Here is a 23259-nt window from a genome sequence, read left to right as displayed (position 1 = left end):
CCGGGGATTTCGCCATGCGCCTGAGCGCCTGCCTGCTGCTCATCCTGTTCCACCTGCCGGCTCTGGCGCAGACGGTCGAGCCTCGCGTGGCCAGCGCCCATCCGGCGGCCACCGTGGCTGGCCTGGAAACCCTGGCCGCCGGCGGCAATGCCTTCGATGCCGCTGTCGCGGTGAGTGCCGCGCTGGCCGTGGCCGAGCCGTACGGCTCCGGGTTGGGCGGGGGTGGTTTCTTCCTGCTGCGCCTGGCCGGGACAAACGACAGTTTCCGCTTCATCGATGCCCGCGAACGGGCACCCGCCGCGGCGCACGCGGCGCTCTATCAGCGCGATGGGCGGGTAGTGGCGCAACTCTCCCTGGATGGTGCGCTGGCCGCCGCCATTCCCGGCCTGCCCGCCGCGCTGGTGCACCTGGCCGAACGCTACGGCCAACTGCCCCTGCAGGACAGCCTGGCACCGGCCATTCGCCTGGCCCGCAATGGCGTGGTCATCGACCCGCTGTATATCGAACGGGCGACCTTTCGCCTGGCGGCCTTGCAGGCCGATGCGGAAAGCGCACGGCTGTTCCTCGACCAGGGGCAACTACCGCGCGAGCACAGCGTACTACGCCAGGCCGAGCTGGCCGAGACCCTGGAGCGCCTGGCCGCCGAGGGGCATGCCGGCTTCTACCAGGGCACGACCGCACAACGCCTGCTACAGGCCGTGCAGGCTGCTGGCGGCATCTGGCAGGCCGAGGATTTGCGCGACTACCGGGTGGTCGAGCGCCCGCCGCTGCGCTTTGCGCTGGGCGAAGGCCGTGAACTGATCAGCGCCCCGCCCCCCTCCGCCGGCGGTGTCGCCCTGGCGCAAAGCCTGAGCATGCTGCAACAGCGCAACTGGCAGGCCAGCCAAGGCGCGGCACGCATTCATCTGGTGGTAGAGAGCCTGCGCCGCGCCTACCGCGATCGGGCACTGCTCGGCGATCCGGACTTCGTCGACAATCCGCTGGCGCAACTCCTCGCCAGCGACTACCTGCAGCGCCTGGCCAACGACATCCAGCCAGGCCGCGCCACGCCCAGCGCCGAACTGCCCGCCGCGCCGGCCTGGCGGGAAGGCGACCATACGACGCATTTCAGCCTGATCGATGCCCAGGGCAACGCGGTAGCCGCCACGCTGTCAATCAACCTGCCGTTCGGCGCAGCCTTCACCGCGCCCGGTACCGGCGTACTGCTGAATAACGAAATGGATGACTTCGCCGCCGATCCGGGCGGCCGGAATGCCTATGGTCTGGCCGGCAGCCAGGCCAATGCGGTCGCCGCGGGCAAGCGGCCACTGTCGTCGATGAGTCCGACCTTCATCGACAGCCCGGCGCAGCTGGCCGTCTTCGGCACGCCGGGCGGCAGTCGCATTCCCAGCATGGTGCTGCTGGCCATCCTCGACTATCTGGAGGGCAAGCCGGTCAGCCAGTGGCCAGCCACCCCGCGCTATCACCACCAGTTCCTGCCGGACCACATCGAGCATGAGGCCAACGCCTTCAGCTCCACCGAGCGCGACGCCCTGCAGCGACTGGGGCATCAGCTCAAGCCGTTGCCGCGCAGCTATGGCAACCAGCAGGTGCTGCTCTGGGACAAAGCCAGCGGACGTACCGAAGGCGCCAGCGACCCGCGCGGCCGCGGACTGGCGCAGTAGCAGCGCTCAGTCCAGCGCGATCAGCGGCCCTTCTTCGGCCAGCAGGCTGCGCAGGCCACGCAACAGCTTGCTGTCGTCGCCCTGGGCAAGCAGCAGGACATTGCGCAGGCTCTGCGTGATACGACTGGCGTAGCCCAAGTCGTTCATCAGCGAGCTGGCCTGCAAACCGCTCAGATGTCGCTCGCGCACTTCGACGAATAATCGCTGGCGGAACGCCATGTCGAAATCAGCAGCACGCTCATCGAGCTGCTGCAGCTGTTCTTCCCACTGCGCATCAGGCAATTCGCTCATACCCAACTGACGCAGTTCACGCAGCACCAGCAAGAGATGCCGACGCAGGTCGAGATAGGCCTGGCGCGGTACCGTTGGCCCCTGTTCCAGATAATGCGCCAGGTTCTTCTGCAGGTGCTTGGCATCCTTGACCGCATCCACCAACTGCAGGGCGGCTACCTGGCAGGCCGTCCAAAACCGCTGATGCTGGCTGTCCAGCGGCACATCCAGCCGACTCATGAAGTCCAGCAGCTCGGCATGCACGCCTTTCACATGACGGCGATACAGCTGTTCGGCATCCAGGCCGCGGGTATCACTTCGCCCCTGGAGGATTTGCTCATCCACATGCTCGCTGCGCAGCTGTGCAACCGGCAGGTACAGCGCATGGCAGATCACCTCGAAACTCAGTCGCGCCATGTGCTGCAACTCCTGAGCGACGGCCTGGGCCGCCGTTTCCGCCGAGGCCAGCACCGTATCATCAAGGTAGCGTGCGTGGGTAAGCTGCTCACGAGCCGGATGCAGCTCGGTGATCAGCACCGCCGGCTCGGCCACTTCAGGCAGCAGCCGTTCCAGCAGGCCCGCCAGACGGGCCTGCCAGGGCCAGAACAACAGCACCCCCATGCCATTGAACAGGCTATGGAACATCGCCAGCTCGATCAATGGATTGGCGCCCAGACCCAACCAGGTGGTCAGCCATTGCACCAGCCAGGCCAGCGGCCGCAGCAAGGCCAGCGCCAGCAGCGCGGTACCCAGGTTGAACAATACATGCACCAGGGCCAGACGCTGCCCGGCACGACTCCCTCCCAGTGCCGCGAGCACGGCCGTGACCGTGGTACCGACGTTGGAACCGATGGCAATCGCCAAACCCTGCTCCAAGCTCAGCTGGCCAGCGGCCAGCGCCGCCAGGGTCAACATCAGCGAAGCATGGCTGGACTGCAGAACGACGGTGAGCAGCAAACCCACCAGGCAATACAACAAGACGCCGAGCAGTCCCGGCACATGCCAGCGCAGTGGATCGAAGCCCTCGGTCAGACCGGAAAATCCCTGCTTGATCTCCTCGATACCCAGGAACAGGAATCCCACGCCAAGCAGTACACGCCCCAGCGCCTTGCCACGCTCACCGCTAAAGCCAGCCAGCACACCGAATACCAGCAAGGGCAAGGCCAGCGCCGACAGGCTGACATTCTGCCCGGCCAGCGCCAGCAGCCAGATGCCACTGGTGGTGCCCAGGTTGGCGCCGAAGAGGATGGCAATGCCGCCCGCCAGACCAATCAATCCGGTCGAAATAAAGGCGATGGTCAGCAGCGAAACCAGCGTGCTGGACTGCAGCAGCATGGTCGCGCCAATCCCGAAGAACAGGCTCTTCAGCGGCGTCTGCGTACTGCGCGCCAGCCATTGCTCCAGCTTGCCTCCGGCCAGCAAACGCAAGCCGTCCTCCAGGCACTGCATGCCAAACAGAAACAAGGCCAGCCCGGCACACAACAAGAGCCAGGCATGGCTGTAGAAAAAGCTGATCGCCATCAGCAGGCACAGCAATAGCAAAGGAGCGATTCGCAGCATGTTTAGCCTTTAGAGACTACGGCAGCGCAAGGCTGGCAGATGTCTTTGCATGGTAACCTTTTATAGCCAGCCAGGAGGCTGGCGTTATTTTTAATGCATGTAAGGAAGTACCATGAAACTGCAAGCACTTTTCCTGGCCGCCAGCGTGGCAACCCTGAGTGGCTGCGCCGTTACCAGCTCCCCGGTTGGCAATGCGCTGTTCACCAATGTCAGCGGGCCAGTAGCCGTCAGCAACAGCGCCGAAGCCAGCAAGCAAGGCAAAAGCTGTGCATACAACCTACTGGGACTGATTGCCGCCGGCGATGCATCCATCGAGGCGGCCAAGAAATCCGGCAATATCAGTACCGTGAGCAGCGTCGATGGTCACGGCACCAGCGTGCTGTTCCTCTACTCGAGCTTCTGCACGGTAGTCAAAGGTCAATAAAGCTTCCACATAGCAAAAGGCCGCTCATTGAGCGGCCTTTTGCTATGTGCTGAAAATCGGCTTGCAGAAGGTTTAACGCATCTGCTGCTGTTGCGTACTGCTGCAACCCAGGCAGCGCACAAAAGCTTCTCGACCCGGCTCGACCACCAGAGCGTCGGCAGCCTCACCGACATTGCCGCCCAGCGCAGTAAACGGCAAGCTGACCAGGAAGGCTGCCGTGCCCACCAGGGTAGCGCCAATCAGCAGCGGGCGTGCTACCACCAGGTCACCCACCATGGAAAAGGCGCGCGGTGCCTCGACGTTATACATCGGGTCGGTGCCATCCTGACCGGCCCAGGCCTGCAGGGGCAGCGCCATGGCCGCGGTAGTCAGGGCCAGGGCAGCGGCAGTGCTACGAAACAGGTTCATGCTTGCGATCCTTCAGCGGTTTTATGAAGAGTGGCTTAACTATAACAGCGCTGGTGAAAAAATCAGCGTGACGGGCTTCAATCGCCGGCTATTCGCCATAAAAGGCATTTTCCGGCTTCTTCGGCACATAGCCCCGATAAAACTGCAGGATCTCGCGCAGGTCGGCCTCGGCATCCCCGGTCGGCCAGAAGGTCGGACCGATAACCAAACGCCGGTTGGCATAGTCCAGCGCCCCCAGCACGACAGGCACGCCCGCACCCCGTGCGATGTGGTAGAAGCCCATGCGCCAGCGCTGCACCTTGCGCCGGGTACCTTCCGGCGACAGCACGAGGATGAACTGCTCATGCTCGCGGAAATTGCGGATCGCCTGGTCGACCACGTTGTGCGCACTGTCGCGCTGGATGGCGATGCCTCCCCAGCGGCGCAGCAATCCGGCAAACGGCCAGCGAAAGATGCTGTGCTTGCCGAACCAGCGGGCATTCAGGCGCAGCATGAACTTCAGGGCAATGAACAGCACGAAGTCCCAATTGGACGTATGGTGGGCACCAATTACCACAAACTTGTCGAGCTTGGGCAATTCGCCTTCCATGCGCCAGCCCATCAGGCGCAGCAGGGTACGGCCCAGCCACTCGGCCAGGGGATTGGGCGGTAGGAAATTACCGGACATGCAGACCTCTTATTCTTGTTGTGTCCGCTGCACAGGCCTCAGCGCTGGCAGCGCGGGCAGTAGACGCTGGCCCGCTGGCCGAGCTTGACCTCTCGCAGGGTGCTGCCGCAAGTCTTGCAAAACTCCCCGCCCCGGCCGTAGACGAACAGCTCCTGCTGGAAATAGCCTGGCTGGCCATCGCCGCCGACAAAGTCACGCAGGGTGGTCCCCCCGCGCTCGATGGCATAGGCGAGGATCCGTTTGATCTCCTCGCCCAGGCGCAGATAGCGAGCCCGTGAAATACTCCCCGCCTCGCGGCGTGGATCGATGCCGGCGGCAAACAAGGCCTCGCTGGCGTAAATATTACCGACGCCAACCACCACCGCGTTATCCATGATGAAGGGTTTGACCGCCAGGCTGCGCCCGCGCGACAGCTCATACAGGCGCTCACCGTCGAAGCTGCCGCCCAGTGGCTCAGGCCCCAGCCTGGCCAACAACTCATGGGCCAGCGGCTCCTGACTCCAGAGCAGGGCACCGAAACGCCGTGGGTCGGTGTAGCGCAGCGCCAGGCCCGATTCCAGCTCGATATCGACATGCTCGTGCCTGGCCGCCGGCGTGCCCAGCGGCACCAGACGCAAACTGCCGGACATGCCCAGATGGGCAATCAGCGTGCCGCTTTCGGCCTTGATCAGCAGGTACTTGGCGCGACGCTCGACCGCCTCGATGCGCTGACCGGAAAGGCGGACATCCAGGTCTTCGGGTATCGGCCAGCGCAGGCGCCGCTCACGCAGCAGGACACGGCTGACACGCTGGCCCAGCAGATGGGGTTCGATACCGCGACGGGTAGTTTCGACTTCAGGTAATTCAGGCATGACCACTCCAGCCCGCGCCCACGGGCAACTCAGGCAGGCGAAGCGTTAACAGGCCGATGAAAAACTACCTGCGTTGGCAATACCGCGTTGAAACGGCCTCAAAATGCTCATTTACACCACGTAAACTGTGCTTTTCGGCCGTTTTCGCCTTGTCTTGCCTGCCTCGCCTACGTTTTTTTCAACGGCCTTTAACGGGACAGGGCAAGGTCGCGAATGCTTTCCTTGAGATTGTCATAGTCGTACTCGGAAAAACCGACGTACTCCAGCACCAGGGTACTGACACTCTGCCACTCGCGATCTTCGTCCTGGGCACCCAGCACCCGGTAGGTCGCACAGATGTTCTCAGCCATCTTGAGAATGGCCAGCAGGGTCTTCTGCTTGGCGTTGCGTTCGCTGTCATCGGAAAACATCGACAACGCATTATGGTGATTGGCGATCACCTCGCAGAGGTACTCCGGCAGGCGCCAGGAACGCGCCGTGAAATACCCCACCACCGCATGATTGGTATTGAGCAGGCGGTTTTCCGTGTCGACGATGCGCTGTTCGCTGGTCGCGCTGGCGTAGGCTTCTTCGAGAATGCCCATGTAGCCGGGGAAACGCTTGATCATCAGAGGAATGCCGCAATTGTGGAACAGCCCCAGGGTGTAGGCCTCGTCAGGCGACTGGTAGCCGATGCTCTTGGCCAGGTTAAGGCAGGTCATGGCCACATCCTGGGCGCTGTCCCAGAAGCGGTTGAGCACCACAATGGCTTCATCGGTCAGTTCACCCTTGATCGACTGGGCATTGATCAGGTTGATCACCGAATTACTACCCAGCAGATTGACTGCCTGCTGGATCGATGCAATGCGATTGGACAGGCCGAACTGCGGTGAATTGACGATCTTCAACAAGGCCCCCGACAACCCCGGGTCCTGGCTGATCAGGCGGGCGATAGCCTTCAGATCAGGATAGGGCATGACCTGCTCCATCTGCAGGTCGACCATGATCTGCGGCTGGGGCGGCACGCTGATACCCTGCAGGACTTTCTGGATCTGTTCGGCGCTGAGTTCTGGTGTCATGGCAGGGCTACCACAAAATAATGCTGCCAGTTTAGCCAAGCGGAGCACAGTTTGGGCAGCCTGCGTGGCGACCTTCGGTCGCAGCCGATCAGCCTAGCCAGGCACAGCACGCACCGTGCCTGGCGCCGCCGGGTATACTGCGCGCCTGATTTTTCCGGAGCCCCACCATGACCCTGCCCAGCCTGCGCCTCAAAGCCAATGCCGATCGCCGTTTGCGCGGTGGCCACCTGTGGGTGTTCAGCAACGAAGTGGATGTCGCCGCCACGCCGTTGACGGCCTTTGCCGCCGGCGACCAGGCCATCCTGGAAACATCCAGCGGCAAACCGCTGGGCATCGTCGCCCTGAGCCCCAACAACCTGATCTGTGCCCGCCTGTTGTCGCGCGACATTCGCCATAGCCTGGACAAGTCGCTGCTGGTGCACCGCCTGCAGGTCGCCCTGTCGCTGCGCGAGCGACTGTTCGACAGCCCCTGCTATCGGTTGGTCTACGGTGACTCGGACCTGCTGCCCGGCCTGGTGATCGACCGCTTCCATGACATTCTGGTCGTACAACTGGCTTCCGCGACCATGGAGCAGCACAAGGAAGCGCTGATTGAAGCACTGGTGCAGGTGCTCAAGCCCCGCGGCATCCTGTTCAAGAACGACTCGGCCGCGCGGGATGCCGAAGGCCTGCAGCGTTATGTGGAGACGGCCTTTGGTGTCGTCCCGGAATGGGTCGCCCTGGAAGAAAACGGCGTGCGCTTCGAGGCGCCGGTACTGGGCGGGCAGAAAACCGGCTGGTTCTACGACCATCGCATGAACCGTGCGCGCCTGGCCCCCTACGTCAAGGGCAAGCGGGTGCTCGACCTGTTCAGTTATATCGGCGGCTGGGGCGTGCAGGCCGCCGCCTTTGGGGCCAGCGAGGTGTTCTGCGTGGACGGCTCGGCCCTGGCCCTGGATGGCGTGGAGCGCAATGCCACACTCAACGGCGTGGCCGAAAAGGTCACCTGCATCGAAGGTGACGTGTTCGCTGCCCTGCGCGAGCTGAAGGCGGCCGAAGAACGCTTCGACGTGGTGGTCGCTGACCCGCCCGCCTTCATCAAGCGCAAGAAGGACCTGAAGAACGGCGAAGCCGCCTACCGCCGCCTCAACGAAGCCGCCATGCGCTTGCTCAGCAAGGACGGCATTCTGGTCAGCGCCAGTTGCTCCATGCACCTGCCCGAGGATGATCTGCAGAACATCCTGCTGCAGAGCGCACGCCATCTGGATCGCAACATCCAGCTGCTCGAGCGCGGTGCACAGGGCCCCGATCATCCGGTACATCCGGCCATCGTCGAGACGCGCTACATCAAGAGCCTGACCGTACGTCTGCTGCCCAACAGCTGAGGCAGCGGAAAAATCGGCTCAGTCCGTGGACGGGCGAGGCACGTAAAGTGTCTCGCCGACCTGCAGGCTCTGGTAGCGTGGCGTGATCCGCTGCACGCGCCCCTCGCGAATCGCTGCGATCAACGACTCGCTCGCATACACCTCCTTGAAGCGCCCGGCCGCCTGCCAGCGCCCTTGCCCGTCACGGGCAAAGAACAGCAACTCACTGCCGTAATGTTCCGTCGGTAGCAACAGCACCTCGTTAGCCGCGTCGCCATCCAGGTCGACAGCCCACAACAGGCAGCCAGCATAGCGACACGCTTCCTCAAGATGCTGCCTGCCAACTACCCGATGCGCCTCGTCCTCCGCGCTGCCCAACCACGCCAGCGTGCCCGCCGGCAAGGCCTGCGGGTCGACAGGCGCCGGTGCATAGGGGCCCTGCTGTTCCGTGCTGTGCAGACGCTCCAGCAAGGCGCTACGCGCCGGCTCATCAAGTAGCAGGCCTGCTTGCAGGCGCTCGCGCAGCGCATTGAACTGCGCCACACCGGCATAACCCAGACGCTCACGCAGATAGCGCAACGTCTCCGCCTGCGCCTCATCCTGAGTGTTCAGCACACGCTGCAGCTGGCTGCGCGCGCTGATTTCCAGCGCGTTGAACCAGGGGCTGTGCGCCAGCACCAGCAGGCCACACAGGCACAAGGCCAGCGGCGGATTGCTGCGCCGCAGATTGCCCAGCCAGACAGCCTGGCGTGGCCATAGCGCGCACAGCAGCGCCAGGCTGTAACACAGCGCCACCAGCACCAGCAGCGCGGCGTAGAAGCGCTGCGGGGTGAAGCCGTACTGCACAATGCGCAACCCGCTCGAATAGCCGGCCAGCAGCGCCAGCAGCAACAGGCAGGGGATGCTGGCTGTCACCAGATAACGCAACACCCGCGGATAGCTGACTGCCTCGCTGCCATCCTGAAACACCCCGTTGATGAACAGCAGATTGCTAAACACCAGGCACAGCAGGATGGCCGTGGAATGCCCGGTCTGCCAGACAGGCTGCAAGCCGGTAAACGGCAGGGTCAGGGTAAACAGCAGGGCAATCGCGGCACTCAGCGGCAGCAGGAAACGACACAGCGCCAGCAGAATGCCACGCAACAAGCCGATGACCCGCTGGTTCTCGCAGCCCATGCGTACGCCCATGGCGAACACCAGCAGAGGCGCCAACGCCATGAAGCCAGTTGAACCGAATAGCTTACCGACCGCGCGGATGCCCAACATGTCGAACAGCCCGGCACACAGCAGCAAGAGCAGAACGAACACCGCCACCAGCAACCCGGCCAGCAGCAGGATGAACACGTTGTTCCAGGCATGCTGGAACAACGCCGTGTAGCGCAGACGGCCCTCTTCGCGACCGGGCCAGCTGAGAATGAAGGCCAGACCGATATACGCCAGCAGCGGCGCCGCCAGCCCCCAGCTCAGGCGCAGCAGGCTGGCACCCGACGCCTGTGCTTCGAGCGGCTGGCTCAGCCATAACAGGCTGCCGGTCACCAGCCCCATCAGCACGGCCAGGCCAGCCAGCAGGCGCAGCGCACCACGCAACGGGGCCTGCGCCCCCAGCAACTGCAAACCCAGGCCGACCACCAGCGCCATAACCACCAAGGCCCACGCCAGGCTGACCTGCACCGGCTGGAACAGCCCCAAACTCTGCACCCACCACAGCAACAGCCCCTGAACAAGGCCGATGCTCAGGTAGAAAAGCGGTGAACGAAGTGACAAGACGGGCATAGCAATCATCCTTGCGGGTAGCGGTTGCGAGGCGCAGTCTAGGCCAGTACCCACCCCCAGGCTGCGCACTGCCAGGCAAATCGTTACACAACCAGCGCGCGAGCGGCCTTTCGTGGCAGCGCCCGCGGGATTAGAATCGAGGCTCCCTGCCATATCTCAGGCGGGCCAGTGAGACCGGCCGGGCACGCGGTGATCCCGCAGCGCCAGCAGGCCACCAGGGCGGCAGCGACCATTTATCACTGGCTGCCGGCACCCACCATGCTCACCCCAAGACCATCACCTGATTAGCCTGCAGGAATGCCGCAATGCCTGACTACCGCTCGAAAACCTCCACCTTCGGTCGCAACATGGCCGGCGCCCGCGCCCTGTGGCGCGCCACCGGGATGAAGGACGAAGACTTCAAGAAGCCGATCATCGCCATCGCCAACTCCTTCACCCAGTTCGTCCCCGGCCACGTGCACCTGAAGGACCTCGGCCAGCTGGTCGCCCGCGAGATCGAGAAAGCCGGCGGCGTGGCCAAGGAATTCAACACCATCGCCGTCGACGACGGTATCGCCATGGGCCACGACGGCATGCTCTATTCGCTGCCGAGCCGCGAGATCATCGCCGACTCCGTGGAATACATGGTCAACGCCCACTGCGCCGACGCCATCGTCTGCATCAGCAACTGCGACAAGATCACCCCCGGCATGCTGATGGCCGCCCTGCGCCTGAACATCCCGGTGGTGTTCGTTTCCGGCGGGCCGATGGAAGCCGGCAAGACCAAGCTGGCCAATCATGGCCTGGACCTGGTCGACGCCATGGTGGTGGCCGCCGATGACTCCTGCTCCGACGAGAAGGTCGCCGAGTACGAGCGCAGCGCCTGCCCGACCTGCGGCAGCTGCTCCGGCATGTTCACCGCCAACTCGATGAACTGCCTGACCGAGGCCCTGGGCCTGTCGCTGCCGGGCAACGGCTCGACCCTGGCCACCCACGCCGACCGCGAGCAGCTGTTCCTGCGCGCCGGCCGGCTGATCGTCGACCTCTGCCGCCAGTACTACAACGAAGGCAACGACAACGTCCTGCCGCGCAACATCGCCAGCTTCAAGGCGTTCGAGAACGCCATGACCCTGGACATCGCCATGGGTGGCTCGACCAACACCATCCTGCACCTGCTGGCCGCCGCCCAGGAGGCCGAGCTGGCCTTCGACCTGCGCGACATCGACCGGCTGTCGCGCAAAGTACCGCAGCTGTGCAAGGTGGCGCCGAACATCCAGAAGTACCACATGGAAGACGTACATCGCGCTGGCGGCATCTTCTCCATCCTCGGTGAACTGGCCCGCGGCGGCCTGCTGCACACCGACGTGCCGACCGTGCACAGCCCGAGCATGGCCGAAGCCATCGCCCAGTGGGACATCACCCAGACCAGCGACGAAGCCGTGCACACCTTCTTCAAGGCTGGCCCGGCCGGTATCCCGACCCAGGTGGCGTTCAGCCAGAGCACCCGCTGGGAGACCCTGGACGACGATCGCGAGCACGGCTGCATCCGCTCGGTCGAGCACGCCTACTCCCAGGAAGGCGGCCTGGCCGTGCTGTACGGCAACATCGCCCTGGACGGCTGCGTGGTGAAAACCGCCGGGGTGGATGAATCCATCCACGTCTTCGAAGGCCGGGCGAAGATCTTCGAGAGCCAGGACAGCGCGGTGAAGGGCATCCTCGCCGACGAAGTGAAGCCGGGCGACATCGTCATCATCCGCTACGAAGGCCCGAAAGGCGGCCCGGGCATGCAGGAAATGCTCTACCCGACCTCGTATCTGAAGTCCAAGGGCCTCGGCAAAGACTGCGCCCTGCTCACCGACGGCCGTTTCTCCGGCGGCACCTCGGGCCTGTCGATCGGCCACGCCTCGCCGGAAGCCGCCGCCGGCGGTGCCATCGGCCTGGTCCAGGACGGCGACAAGGTGCTGATCGACATCCCCAACCGCAGCATCAACCTGCTGGTGTCGGATGACGAACTGGCCGCGCGCCGTGCCGAGCAGGACAAGAAGGGCTGGAAGCCGGCGCAGCCGCGTGCACGCAAGGTCTCCACCGCCCTGAAAGCCTACGCGCTGCTGGCCACCAGTGCCGACAAAGGCGCCGTACGTGACAAGGCACTGCTGGACGGCTGAGCCCGCCCCTGAGCCTGAAGAGCCCGGCCTAGTGCCGGGCTTTTACTTTGCCAGGCCTGCGCAAAACACTCGGTTAACGCCGCCCGAACAGCCAGCCCGCCAGTCGCCCCAGCCAGCGTCCCAACCATGACGGCTCATGCAGGGGCACCCAGCGCCAGGTCACCTCCAGCTCTTCGCCCGTCTGCAGATCACGCGCCAGCAGGCGACCGGGCGTGCCTATTGGCACAACCGGAATGACCTGCGTCTGCACCCGCCCACGCCCTTGATAGTGCTTGCGATAGCTAAGCTGCTCGACCAGCACCTCCAGGGGGTGTTCTTCCAGGCTACTGACAATCTCATAGCTGGGGCGATTGCCATTGACCCACACAGGCACCGACTCGACGCGCAGGTTGCGTTCGCCCGCACGCCCGGCCTTGGCCGTCTCCTGGCGCGCCAGCACGGCAGGCAAGGTCTGCTCGGTGCTGTCCAGCGGCACGGCCTGTAGCGACTCGCCAGACAGCAGCGGCGCGGACAACTGTTCGCTCGACGGAGCCTCGGACTCAGGCAAATCCTGATGCTGATGCTGATGCATGGCGACTATCGCTCCATAAGGGGGTCAGAGGCCGGGCTGAGCGCCGGCAACTCGGCCAACAGATCATCCAGCTGCAACTCCACGCGCTCCGCCGTGCCCTGGCGCAAGGCGCGGCCAGCCGCACGCTGCACCGCACGCTCGACCAGGCTGCGCAAATCACGCCCCCCCAGGCCGTCTGTCTGGCTGGCCAGCCGTGCCGCCACCTCGTCAGCATCGAATGCCGTACGCAAACGCCCCAGGAACAGACGCAGCAACTGGCTGCGCTGCGCCGGAGTGGGCAGGGGCAGTTCGATCTTGTCCATGAAGCGCGACAATATGGCAGCATCGATGCGTTCCGGCAGATTGGTGGCAGCCAGCACGAAGACCACCGCCTCCTGCTGCTTGACGCCATCCAGCTCTTGCAACAACTGATTGACGATGTCATCGGTAAAGGCATCGGCAGCCTGGCTGCCGCGTGGCGGCACCAGGGCCTCGATTTCATCGATAAACAGGATGCACGGCGCCTTGCTGCGCGCCTGCTCGAACGCTTCGCGCACCTTGATGGCCGACTGCCCGACATATCCGGCCTTGAGGTCGGCTACGCTGCGGCTGATAAACGCCACACCACTTTCATTGGCCAGGGTACGCGCCACCTGGGTTTTGCCGGTACCGGGCGGGCCATACAAGAGCGCCGCGCGGGGCAAGGGTACGCCCTGGCTACGCAACAGCTCGGCATTGCGCAGGCTGCCGCACAGCGTTTGCAGGCGCTCCAGCGTGTCTTCGGCGAGAATCAGGCTGTCCCAGCCAGCCTGGCTGTCAACCTTGTCACTCTGCGCCTTGCCCTGGCGCTGCAACACCTCACGCCACAAGGCCTCGTCCGGCGCCTGCTGGCGTTCCGCCGCCAGGCTGCACAGCTCGCGCACCAGATTGGCTAGGTCACGTCCAGCGCAGCCCTGGGTCGCTTCGCCGGCAAAGGCTGGCACGCTCGCTTCACGGCCCAGCTTGCTCAGTTCCAGGGCCAGGATCTGCTGCCTTTGCGCAGCATCGGGCAGACCGATTTCCACACCTTGGCCAAAGCGCGAGAGGATGGCTTCGTCGAGCAGGTCAACACGGTTGGTGGCACCCACCACCCAGATCTGCCCGGCAGCCTGCAAACCGTCCCACTCGGCCAGAAAGCTCTGCACCAGCTCATCGGAAAAACTGTCGGAGTTGAGCGAGCCACGCCGCGCAAATACACCCTCGCACTCATCGATAAAGATCACACAACGTCCGGCGGCACGTGCGCGCTGCCAAAGCTCGCGGACTTTCTGTGCGGTCTGCCCCAGATGACTGCCCTTGAGATCCGGCGCCGACAGGGCGAGGAAGCGACACCCTGCGGAATCGGCAATGCGCCGGGCTATCTCGGTCTTACCGGTGCCCGGCGGGCCGTACAGCAACAAACCTCGCGGGGCCGCCTTGTCACCGTTACTGAACAGGCGAATCTTCGTCATCAGGGTATCGCGCGTGGTTTCCTTGAGCACGATCTGCGCCCAGCTCTGCTGCAACTGCGCCTCGTCGAGCACTGGCGCAGCTTGCGGCGCCAGCTCGCCCCTCAGGTGTTCAGCGGACAGGCGTGCCTGCTCGGGATCATCCGCCTCACGCAGGCTGCGGTTTTTTGCCTTGCGCACCAACTGCAACAGGTCGCGACCACTCTTGCCCTTGAGCAGCGGGCTCAGCTCGCGCGCCAGCGACTCGGCATGCAGATCCTCGGCCAGCCGGCAATCCGCCAGCAAACCGGCAAGAATCTGCGCGCGCCCGGCTTCGTCCGGCAGGGGAATCTCGATCTTCTCGGTAAAACGGCTGAGGATCGCGCTGTCGATGTTCTCCATATGGTTGGTTGCCGCCAATACCACCACATCGCCACGCTGCTGATGTACCCCGTCCATTTCGGTGAGCATGGCATTGACCGCATCCTTGACGAAGGAGTCACCACCTTCGCCATCACGCCGCGCAGTAATCGCATCGATCTCATCAATAAACAGAATGCACGGCGCCTGGCTACGCGCCCGGGCGAACAGCTCGGCCACCTTGGGCCCGGTTTCACCGACATAGCGGCCCTTGAGATCGTTGGTGCTGGCGACTATGAAACGCACCCCACTCTCGTTGGCCAGAGTGCGGGCGATTTCCGTCTTGCCGGTGCCGGGCGGGCCATACAGCAGGATATTCGGCACCTCGAACTGATTGGCCTTGTAGCGTTCAGCTTCCCGAACGATCTTCTCGGCGGTACGCAAACGGGCCTTGACCTCAGCAGGTAGAACCAGGCGTTGCCAGGTGCTGCGATCGTTACGCAGCTGTGCATCGCTGCCCCGCACCTGCTGGATAGCCGCACGCCAATGCGTCAGCGTCGGCTGGCCGGGCAAGGCATGCAAGCGGGCCTCCTTGACGATATTCAGCAGCTCGCGCACCGAGGCCCCGGCGCTCAGGTCGACGACTTCCGGCGGCAGGTTGCCCTGCAGCTGGTTGTCGCGGCAGGCTTGTTCCAGCAACAGGCGGCGACCTGCCGCATCCGGTGCGACAATCTCCACCACGGCGCTACCAAAGGCTGCCAACAAGCGCTTGTGCAGCAGCTCCTTGCGCGTCACCCCCATCACCACCCAGATCCGGCTACGCGCCGCCGGATGACGTTCCCACTCATCCAGCCAGGCCTGGACGAGCATGGCCTGGCGTTCGTCCTGGCCGAACAGTTGCTCGGCATAGGCCAGGTAGATCACACAGCTCTGGTTGGCTTCGACACGCGCGTTCCAGAAGTTACGCACGTCCTTGGCCGACGCCAGGCTCCCCGCCTCGACCATATGGAACTCGGCAAATACCGACTGGGCAATGCGTCGGGCAATGAACTCCTTGCCATTGCCCGCCTCGCCCTGCAACAGGATGCCTGCCGGGGTCGCGTTATCCCCCAGGTTGAACAGGTCGATACGCCGGATCAGCGCCGCAAAGGCCGCGTCCGCAATGGCTACCGGTTGCCACAATGCGGCAATTCGCTCGACCCGCTGCAACAGGCCTTCCTGACGAGGAATCTCGGCCTGCAACTGGCGCATACGCCATTGCCGCTCGGCAAAGGCCTGCCACTGGCCACCCAGTTCGCGCACTGTCGGCAACACCTCCTTGAGCGCTTCCAGCAACAGCGGCGAGAACTGCTCAAGCCAGGTATTGTCAGCCTGACGCTGAATCAGGCTCCAGTTGCCAGCGGTTTGCTGACGCAGCCACAGCATCTCGCCAATACGCAGCAGCAGCGTGCCGTGCTCAGCGCCGCCCGCCAGCAATCCATCCGCTACGGCCAGCTCATCGAGGGCAACCTTGCCAGCCTGCTGGCGGATCCGCAAAGCCTGGTATTTGCCTGGCCGCTGCCCGGCATACACCCAGCACAGTTGCCAGTCCTGCAAGGCATTCGCCTGTTGGCGCAAGCCGTGCTTGAAAAACGCCGACTGTCCACGCCGCGCCAGCAACACCGAGAGAGGCATGGCCAACAGATAAAACAGCAGCAGCGGCGCATAACTTTCCAGGCGCGGCGCCAACACCAGGCCATAGCGTTCGCGCCAGCCCCACCACAGGCATGCAGCCAGCAAGCCGAGCCAAATCACCGGCGGGCTACGGCGCAAACCGGACCATACCGGGGCGAGGTACAACCCCCCCAGGAAAGCTCGCGACCAACTGGTCTGGCGACTGGCGAAGAGCTTGCGCAGGCACTGCAAGGTCTGCTCGGCCAGACGCTGCAAAGCCTGATTGAGCTGCGCCGGCAAGCCTTGCTGCTGGCTGTGCTGTATCTGCAACTCGGTCAACTGGTCACTGACCTGATTGAGGCTGTGCTGATATTTTTCACGCTGCTCCTGCAGCACGGCCTGGCGCCCGCTGGCCGGGGCTGACGCTGGCGCGGCAGCCGGCGAGACCTGACTGGCCGCCGCCGCAGGCAGCGCAACAGGACGGGGTGACGGAGTGGGCGACGCGACGGGGGGCTCGCGCTGCGCCAGCGGCCCTGCGGCCAGTCGGGCTGGCCGGGTGCGCCGCCACCACCACAGGGCAGCCAACAGCGCCAATGATGCAGCCCCCAACGCCACCCAGCCAAACAGGCGCGCCATGCCAGGCTTGGCACCGCTATCGTCCAGGGGCTTCAGCTGCCAGCCGTCACTGGCTGCCGCCTGCGCAGCATAGACTTCCCTGCCCCCCACCAGGCCCAACAACTGCAGACGCCGGGCCTCGGCACACTCCATGCCGAGGACACTACGGATGCCGCCATACAGTTTGTCGAGCAGCGCCTGATCGGTGAAGGTGCTGCGCCGCCCATGAATACGCAGCGTCACCTGCGCCGCACACCAATCATCCTCGGCAACACGTACCTCGACACCAGCATGGCGCAACAAGGTTCGCTCACCAGCACTCGCCGGCAGAACCGGGCCAGCCAGCAAGGCCAGCAAAAACAGGGCAGGAACGCATCGAGACATCGGCCGCATCGCACACTCGCATAGCCATCGCCAGGCAATGGCAGTTTTCAGTGGAATGCATGGAAGTCCCGCAGCAGGTCTTCCATGACAGGTCTTGCAACGCTACGTCCCTCATGGCCGTAGTCGGTAAAGCATCATGCCATAACGCCAGGCGCGGCTCAGCGGCGCTGCCAGGTCTGGTAGCGATAAGCCGGTAGCGCGTCTTCGGCTTCGTGCACTTCCTCCACCAGGCACTGCCAGTCGGCGAGCGGCACATCAGGGAAGAAGGCATCGCCCTCGGGCTGCAAGGCCACGCGGGTCAGGTACAGGCGTTGCGCCAGCGGCAATGCCTGCTGGTAAAGCTGCGCGCCGCCGATCAGCATCAGCTCGTCGACAGCCTGTTCGCGTGCCCACTGCTCGGCCCGAGCCAGCGCTGCCGTCAGGTCGGCGAACACCTCGGCACCCGGTAACTGCAGGCCGGCCTGGCGACTGACCACCAGATTGAGACGCCCCGGCAAGGGACGGCCCAGCGAATCCCAGGTCTTGCGCCCCATGATCACCGGTTTGCCCAGGGTCAGGGCCTTGAAATGGCGTAGGTCGGCCGGCAGGTGCCAGGGCAACTGGTTATCGCGGCCAATCACGCGGTTTTCCGCCAGAGCGGCAATCATGCACAGGGGGAGCGTCGTTTTCATGGCGGCAGCATAGCGGCGGCCATGGCGGCACAGCAAGCCAGCTCACTGGCACAGGGCATTACGCCCCTGCTCCTTGGCCCGGTACAGCGCACTGTCTGCCTGCTGCAGTGCTTGTGCCAGGCTCAGCTCGGCAGGCCGGGCGACATAGGCCAGGCCGATACTCAGGGTCAGCACCTCGGCCACCTCCGACCCGACATGCGCCAGGGCCAGCGCCTGGATGGCCTGGCGCAGCGCCTGCAACCGTTGCTCGGCCTCGGCCTGGCTGAGGTCGTACCACAGGCCGACAAACTCTTCGCCGCCAAAACGTGCCAGCCTGTCCAGCGGCCGACGTGCATAGCCTTGCAGCACCTGCGCCACGGTACGCAGCGCCTCATCTCCCGCCGCATGCCCGTAATAGTCGTTGTAGCGCTTGAAATAGTCGACATCCAGCAAGGCCACTGCCAGTGCCTTGCCTTCGCGCTGGGCGAGTCGCCAGACGCGCTGTGCCTGCTCGTTGAAGGCTCGCCGATTAAGCAGCCCGGTGAGGAAGTCGCGCTCGGCCACTTCGCGCAACAGCTGCTGGCCCAAGAAGTTTTCCCGCGCGGCATATTCCATGAAATAGCAACCTACCGAGCCGATCAGGTTGGCGGTGGCTAGGAAGAACAGGTTGTACAGCAACGGCTCGCCCGCCAGGCCGACGTCCAGAGCCACCCAGACATAACCGGCAAACACTAGCCAGCCACACAGCACGGCGGTGCGAAAACGTAGCCCGGTGAGAAAGTAGAAGAAGAAGGTCGCGAGGATGATGCCCTCGTAAGGCAGAGCCACGCCCTCACGCTGGGCCAGCCAGATGATCGCATTGACGCCCAACCCACCGACCAGGGTAATGCCGCCCCCCAGCCATTGCAGATGGCGACGCACCGCGGGCAGGTAGCTAAGCAGCCAGGCCAGGCTGATCAACGGCACCAACAGCCCCAGGCGCACCCCCAGCACTGCCTGGCGCACACCATCCGGCAGGGTCAGCACATCCGGCACGACGAACAGCAACATGAGCAGCATGGCCACCAGGAAAGCCCCGCGCATGCGGCGCAGGAACTGCCGGTTGTGATGCTCGGCAAACTCCGCCTCCAGGGCGCCGGCAAAGGCCAGACGGCGGAAGCCCGCCTGCAATTGCAGCAGATAGGGCGATTCGGCGTGCACCTGGGACAGATAAGCCGGTTTCATCCTGGCTCCATGGTCATGGCAGCCCGCAGGCTGTCTTTTTTCTGCCAGTGTAGGCCTAGCCGCCGCCGGGCGAAACCTGCCCAAGGGCAGGAGGCACAGGTATGCTTGCCGGAACTTTCGTCAGGGATCGCGCCTTGAACCCGCTTGCCAACCCCTCTCGCCTGCAACGTCTATGGCTCTGCGAAGCCGTGCGCCTGCGTGAAGAACAGGCCGGCCTGCTCGATGACAGCGCCATCGTCCGCCAGCTGCGTCATGAAGCGCTGGATTTGCCGCAGCGCATCGAACAGCGTGCGCTACGCCTGGCCGCGCGCGACGGTCAGGCCGGCGCTCTGCAACACGCCATGCAGGGCGCACGCCTGGCGCTGCTGTTGCTCGCCGTGCTGGCCGTGGCGGGCGGCTTCAGCATGGCGCTGGCGGCCCTCGGTGACGGCCTGCGCCCGGTCAACCTGCTCTGGGCACTGGGCAGCCTGCTCGGCCTGCATCTGCTCAGCCTGCTGCTCTGGCTGCTGGTCACTGCCTGTCTGGCGCAAGGCCCGGCGCCCAGTGGCCAGTTGTGGCTCTGGTTGAGCGCGCGCCTGGCCCGCGATGCCCAGGCCGTGCAACTGGCTCCGTCACTGTTGCTCCTGCTGCAGAGCCGGGGTCTCAACCGCTGGCTGTTTGCCGTGCTCAGTCATACGCTGTGGCTGCTCCTGTTACTCGGTGCGCTGGCTGGCCTGCTGCTGTTGCTGGCCAGTCGGCACTACGGGTTTGTCTGGGAAAGCACCCTGCTGGACAGCAGCCACTTTGTCCGTGGCATCGAACTGCTCAGCCGGTTGCCGGCCCTGCTGGGTTTCCCGGCACCGCCGCCGGCGCTCATCCAGACCAGCGGCGGCCAGGCGCTGGTCGATGAGGCCAGTCGCCAGTTATGGTCGCTGTGGCTGCTCGGCCAACTGCTAACCTTCGGCCTGCTGCCCCGCCTGGCCCTGCTGCTGTTCAGCCTGGCCCGCCTGGCCAGTGGCCTGCGCCGCCTGCAGCTAGACCTGCAACTGCCGGCCTATCAACTGCTCGCCGAACGCCTGCAGCCGCGCCATGAAACCCTCGGCGTACTCGACGCTGCACCGCCACCACCACTCCTGAGCAGCCACCACGCAGCCCAGGTCGGTCAAGGCCGCCTGCTCTGCGCCGTGGAGCTGGACCCCGAGCGCCCCTGGCCACCCGCCGGGCTGGCGGCAGATATTCCCTGCAGCGCCGTACTCGACAGCCGCGAACAACGCCAGCAACTGCTCGAGCAACTGGCCGCCCGGCCGCTGAGCCGTCTGCTGATAGCCTGCGACGCCCGGCGCTCGCCAGACCGGGGCAGCCTGGCCTTGCTCCGCGAGCTGGCCAGCTATGCCACGGCCAGCTGCGTGTGGCTGTTGCCCGGCGAGGACCCGCAGCGCCTGCTCGACTGGCAACAGGCACTGCAGGCCGCCGGCCTGCCCTGGCAGGCACAGCACGAACTGCCACGCTGGCTGGAGCACAGCGATGCGTGAGCCGATCCGCCTGGCCGTGGTCGGCCACACCAATGTTGGCAAGACCTCGCTGCTGCGTACCCTGCTGCGTGATCGCCAGTTTGGCGAGGTCTCGCACCGCCCGAGCACCACCCGGCATGTCGAGGGTGCACGCCTGTCGGCCAATGGCCGGGCATTGCTGGAGCTGTACGACACCCCCGGCATGGAGGACGCCATCGCCCTGCTGGAACTGCTCGACCGCCAGGCCGCTCAGGCACCGCGCCAGGACGGCCCGACACGCATCAGCCGCTTCCTTGACAGCAGCGAAGCACGCCAGCGTTTCGAGCAGGAAGCCAAGGTGCTGCGCCAGTTGCTGAGTGCCGATGCCGGGCTGTATGTCATCGACGCCCGCGAGCCGGTGCTGGCCAAGTACCGCGATGAACTGGCCATCCTCGCCCTGTGTGGCAAGCCGTTGCTGCCGGTGCTCAACTTCAGCGCGGTCGACACGCCGCGCCAGCTGGCCTGGCGGCAAGCCCTGGCGCGCCTGGGCCTGCACGCCCTGGTGTGCTTCGACAGCGTGACGCCACCCGCCGATGGCGAGCAACGCCTGTACCAGAGCCTGACACTGCTGCTGGAGAAGGCGCGCGAGCCTCTTCAGGTATTGCTCGACGACCTGCGGCTGCAGCAACAGCAACGCCAGCAGGCCGGCCTGCGGCTGATTGCCGAACTGTTGCTGGACTGTGCAGCGCTACGCCGCCGCGCCGCCAGCCAGGAAACCGAGCGTGTCCTGCAGCAGCTACAGGACAGCGTGCGCCAGCGCGAGCAGCGCTGCGTGGACGCCTTGCTGCAGCTGTATGCCTTCGACAGCAGCGACGCGCAGGCCGAGGCACTGCCACTGCTCGACGGGCGCTGGGGTGACGACCTGTTCAATCCGGAAACCCTGCGCCAGCTGGGCATTCACCTGGGTAGCGGCATGGCCGCCGGCGCCGCAGCCGGGGTCGGCGTCGACCTGCTGGTCGGCGGCATGACCCTCGGTGCCGCGGCCGCGCTCGGCGCCCTGGCCGGTGGCGGCGTACAAACCGTGCGCAACTACGGCGCACGCCTGCTCGGCAAGCTCAAGGGACAACGCGAACTGAGCGTGGACGACAGCATCCTGCGCCTGCTGGGCCTGCGCCAGCTACAGCTGCTCAGCGCCCTGCAGCGTCGCGGACATGCTGCCCAGCAGCCGCTACAGGTACAGGTCGAGCCGGCGCACTGGCAGCAGGGAAAACTGCCCGCTGCTCTGCAGCAGGCGCGCGCCCACCCGCAGTGGTGCAGCCTGGATACACCTTTCAATCCCGCCCAGCCACGTCGCCAGGCGGCCTTGCAGCAGCTGCAGGCGGACCTATCCGCCCGCCACGCCGGCTAGAGCGCTTTCTCGAAGACCTGGGAGTTGCGCTGATAGTTGTACAGGGAGGCGCGCGCCGCCGGCAGGCGCTCGACACTGCTGGGCACGAAGCCGCGCTCGCGAAACCAGTGCGCAGTACGCGTGGTCAGCACGAACAGCGTCTTCAGCCCCAGCCCCCGGGCACGCGTTTCAATGCGTTCCAGCAACTCGTCACCCCGTCCGCCATGCCGATACTCCGGGTTGACCGCCAGGCAGGCCAGTTCGCCCGACTGCGAGTCGGCAATTGGATACAGCGCGGCGCAGGCAATGATCAGCCCGTCACGCTCGACAATGCTGAACTGCTCGATCTCGCGCTCCAGCACTTCCCGTGAGCGACGCACCAGAATGCCCTGGTCTTCCAGCGGGGTAATCAGCTCGATCAGCCCGCCGACGTCTTCGATACTCGCCTCGCGCAGCGACTCGAACTGCTCCTGGTCGACCAGCGTGCCGCCACCATCACGGGTAAACAGCTCGGTGAGCAGCGAGCCGTCGGCCGCATAGCTGACCAGGTGGCTGCGCTTGACCCCGGCACGACAGGCCTGCGCCGCGGCATCCAGCAGCTCGGCCTGATAGTTGTGGCCAAGCCGCGCCAGATGCCCCGGCACCTGCTGCGGACGCAGCTCGCGCACCAGCCGCCCCTGTTCGTCGAGCAGGCCGGCCTCGCTGCCGAACAGCACCAGCTTGTCGGCCTGCAGATCGATCGCCGCGCGCATGGCCACGTCCTCACAGGCCAGGTTGAAGATTTCCCCGGTCGGCGAGTAGCCCAGCGGCGAGAGCAGCACGATGCTGCGCTCGTCCAGCAGGCGGCCGATGCCCTTGCGGTCGACCCGGCGCACCTCACCCGTGTGGTGATAATCCACGCCATCCAGCACCCCGATGGGCCGTGCGGTGACGAAGTTGCCACTGGCCACGCGCAGCCGGGCGCCCTGCATCGGCGAAGCGGCCATGTCCATCGACAGGCGTGCTTCGATGGCGATGCGCAGTGAGCCGACAGCGTCGATCACGCACTCCAGAGTCGGGCTGTCGGTAATCCGCAGGTCGCGGTGATAACGCGGCGGCAAACCGCGCGCCTGCAGGCGTGCCTCGATCTGCGGGCGCGAACCATGCACCAGCACCAGGCGCACGCCCAGGCTGTGCAGCAGCACCAGATCGTGGACGATATTGCCGAAGTTGGCATGGGCAACCCCCTCGCCGGGCAGCATGACCACGAAGGTGCAGTCACGGTGGGCGTTGATGTAGGGCGAAGCATGGCGAAGCCAGTTGACGTAGTCGTGCATGAACAATCCATTTGACGCAGCGT

At 64.9% G+C, this 23259-nt stretch carries 17 protein-coding genes; 6 read left to right on the top strand and 11 right to left on the bottom strand.

Translation table 11 applies throughout. The annotated features are described in order from the left end of the window. Positions 1-14 precede the first annotated feature (14 nt). Positions 15-1664: a gamma-glutamyltransferase gene (gene ggt, locus CFY91_RS03090; protein ID WP_093984881.1), complete on the top strand. Its 1650-nt coding sequence runs from the start codon at positions 15-17 to the stop codon at positions 1662-1664. A gap of 6 nt (positions 1665-1670) precedes the next feature. Here ggt and CFY91_RS03085 read toward each other — a convergent pair whose 3' ends face one another. After that, entirely contained in the window at positions 1671-3494 is a 1824-nt protein-coding gene (locus CFY91_RS03085; protein ID WP_093984880.1) for a Na/Pi cotransporter family protein, read from the bottom strand. Positions 3495-3606: 112 nt separating this feature from the next. On the opposite strand from CFY91_RS03085, the gene CFY91_RS03080 reads away from it, so the two are divergent. Then, the gene (locus tag CFY91_RS03080; protein ID WP_093984879.1) at positions 3607-3918 is read left to right on the top strand and encodes a TRL-like family protein; all 312 of its coding nucleotides are present in this window, start codon (positions 3607-3609) and stop codon (positions 3916-3918) included. 72 nt (positions 3919-3990) lie between these two features. Here CFY91_RS03080 and CFY91_RS03075 read toward each other — a convergent pair whose 3' ends face one another. From CFY91_RS03075 to CFY91_RS03060, 4 genes are all read right to left on the bottom strand, one after another. Next, positions 3991-4326 (bottom strand): multidrug transporter, encoded by a 336-nt coding sequence (locus tag CFY91_RS03075; protein WP_093984878.1) that lies wholly within the window; start codon positions 4324-4326, stop codon positions 3991-3993. A gap of 88 nt (positions 4327-4414) precedes the next feature. Next, entirely contained in the window at positions 4415-4993 is a 579-nt protein-coding gene (locus tag CFY91_RS03070) for a lysophospholipid acyltransferase family protein (RefSeq protein ID WP_093984877.1), read from the bottom strand. Positions 4994-5031: 38 nt separating this feature from the next. Beyond that, positions 5032-5844, bottom strand: coding sequence for a bifunctional DNA-formamidopyrimidine glycosylase/DNA-(apurinic or apyrimidinic site) lyase (gene mutM / locus CFY91_RS03065; RefSeq protein WP_093984876.1), 813 nt, complete (start codon positions 5842-5844; stop codon positions 5032-5034). 188 nt (positions 5845-6032) lie between these two features. After that, positions 6033-6848, bottom strand: a complete 816-nt coding sequence (locus tag CFY91_RS03060) for an HDOD domain-containing protein (protein WP_371870514.1) — start codon at positions 6846-6848, stop codon at positions 6033-6035. A gap of 221 nt (positions 6849-7069) precedes the next feature. Between CFY91_RS03060 and CFY91_RS03055 the strand changes: the two genes are divergently transcribed. Further along, on the top strand, positions 7070-8266 hold the full coding sequence (locus CFY91_RS03055) for a class I SAM-dependent rRNA methyltransferase (RefSeq protein WP_093984874.1): 1197 nt from the start codon (positions 7070-7072) through the stop codon (positions 8264-8266). Positions 8267-8284: 18 nt separating this feature from the next. Here CFY91_RS03055 and CFY91_RS03050 read toward each other — a convergent pair whose 3' ends face one another. Further along, on the bottom strand, positions 8285-10018 hold the full coding sequence (locus tag CFY91_RS03050) for a DUF4153 domain-containing protein (RefSeq protein ID WP_165765294.1): 1734 nt from the start codon (positions 10016-10018) through the stop codon (positions 8285-8287). Between the two features lie 305 nt (positions 10019-10323). Between CFY91_RS03050 and ilvD the strand changes: the two genes are divergently transcribed. Then, the gene (gene ilvD, locus CFY91_RS03045; RefSeq protein ID WP_093984872.1) at positions 10324-12162 is read left to right on the top strand and encodes a dihydroxy-acid dehydratase; all 1839 of its coding nucleotides are present in this window, start codon (positions 10324-10326) and stop codon (positions 12160-12162) included. Positions 12163-12235: 73 nt separating this feature from the next. Here the strand turns inward: ilvD and CFY91_RS03040 are convergent, their stop codons facing one another. From CFY91_RS03040 to CFY91_RS03025, 4 genes are all read right to left on the bottom strand, one after another. Next, on the bottom strand, positions 12236-12733 hold the full coding sequence (locus CFY91_RS03040; RefSeq protein WP_093984871.1) for a hypothetical protein: 498 nt from the start codon (positions 12731-12733) through the stop codon (positions 12236-12238). A 5-nt stretch (positions 12734-12738) separates the two neighbouring features. Continuing rightward, the gene (locus tag CFY91_RS03035; RefSeq protein WP_165765293.1) at positions 12739-17190 is read right to left on the bottom strand and encodes an AAA family ATPase; all 4452 of its coding nucleotides are present in this window, start codon (positions 17188-17190) and stop codon (positions 12739-12741) included. Between the two features lie 158 nt (positions 17191-17348). After that, positions 17349-17837 (bottom strand): dihydrofolate reductase, encoded by a 489-nt coding sequence (locus tag CFY91_RS03030; RefSeq protein ID WP_093984973.1) that lies wholly within the window; start codon positions 17835-17837, stop codon positions 17349-17351. A 66-nt stretch (positions 17838-17903) separates the two neighbouring features. Beyond that, positions 17904-19064, bottom strand: coding sequence for a GGDEF domain-containing protein (locus tag CFY91_RS03025; protein WP_093984869.1), 1161 nt, complete (start codon positions 19062-19064; stop codon positions 17904-17906). 101 nt (positions 19065-19165) lie between these two features. Between CFY91_RS03025 and CFY91_RS03020 the strand changes: the two genes are divergently transcribed. Both CFY91_RS03020 and CFY91_RS03015 read left to right on the top strand, forming a co-directional pair. Next, positions 19166-20575: a DUF2868 domain-containing protein gene (locus CFY91_RS03020; protein ID WP_093984868.1), complete on the top strand. Its 1410-nt coding sequence runs from the start codon at positions 19166-19168 to the stop codon at positions 20573-20575. After that, positions 20568-21941: a GTPase/DUF3482 domain-containing protein gene (locus tag CFY91_RS03015; RefSeq protein ID WP_093984867.1), complete on the top strand. Its 1374-nt coding sequence runs from the start codon at positions 20568-20570 to the stop codon at positions 21939-21941. The genes CFY91_RS03020 and CFY91_RS03015 overlap by 8 nt, the downstream gene beginning before the upstream one ends. Here the strand turns inward: CFY91_RS03015 and argA are convergent. Next, positions 21938-23236 carry an amino-acid N-acetyltransferase gene (gene argA, locus CFY91_RS03010; protein WP_093984866.1) on the bottom strand — a complete coding sequence of 433 codons (1299 nt, stop codon included), beginning with the start codon at positions 23234-23236 and terminating at the stop codon, positions 21938-21940. The two genes, CFY91_RS03015 and argA, sit on opposite strands and share 4 nt — an antisense overlap. Positions 23237-23259: the final 23 nt, after the last annotated feature.

Origin of the sequence: Pseudomonas fluvialis (genome assembly GCF_002234375.1) — a bacterium.
GTDB lineage: Bacteria > Pseudomonadota > Gammaproteobacteria > Pseudomonadales > Pseudomonadaceae > Aquipseudomonas > Aquipseudomonas fluvialis.
The sequence above is the reverse complement of the archived record's forward strand: the minus strand, read 5'-3'. Positions and strand labels throughout refer to the sequence as shown.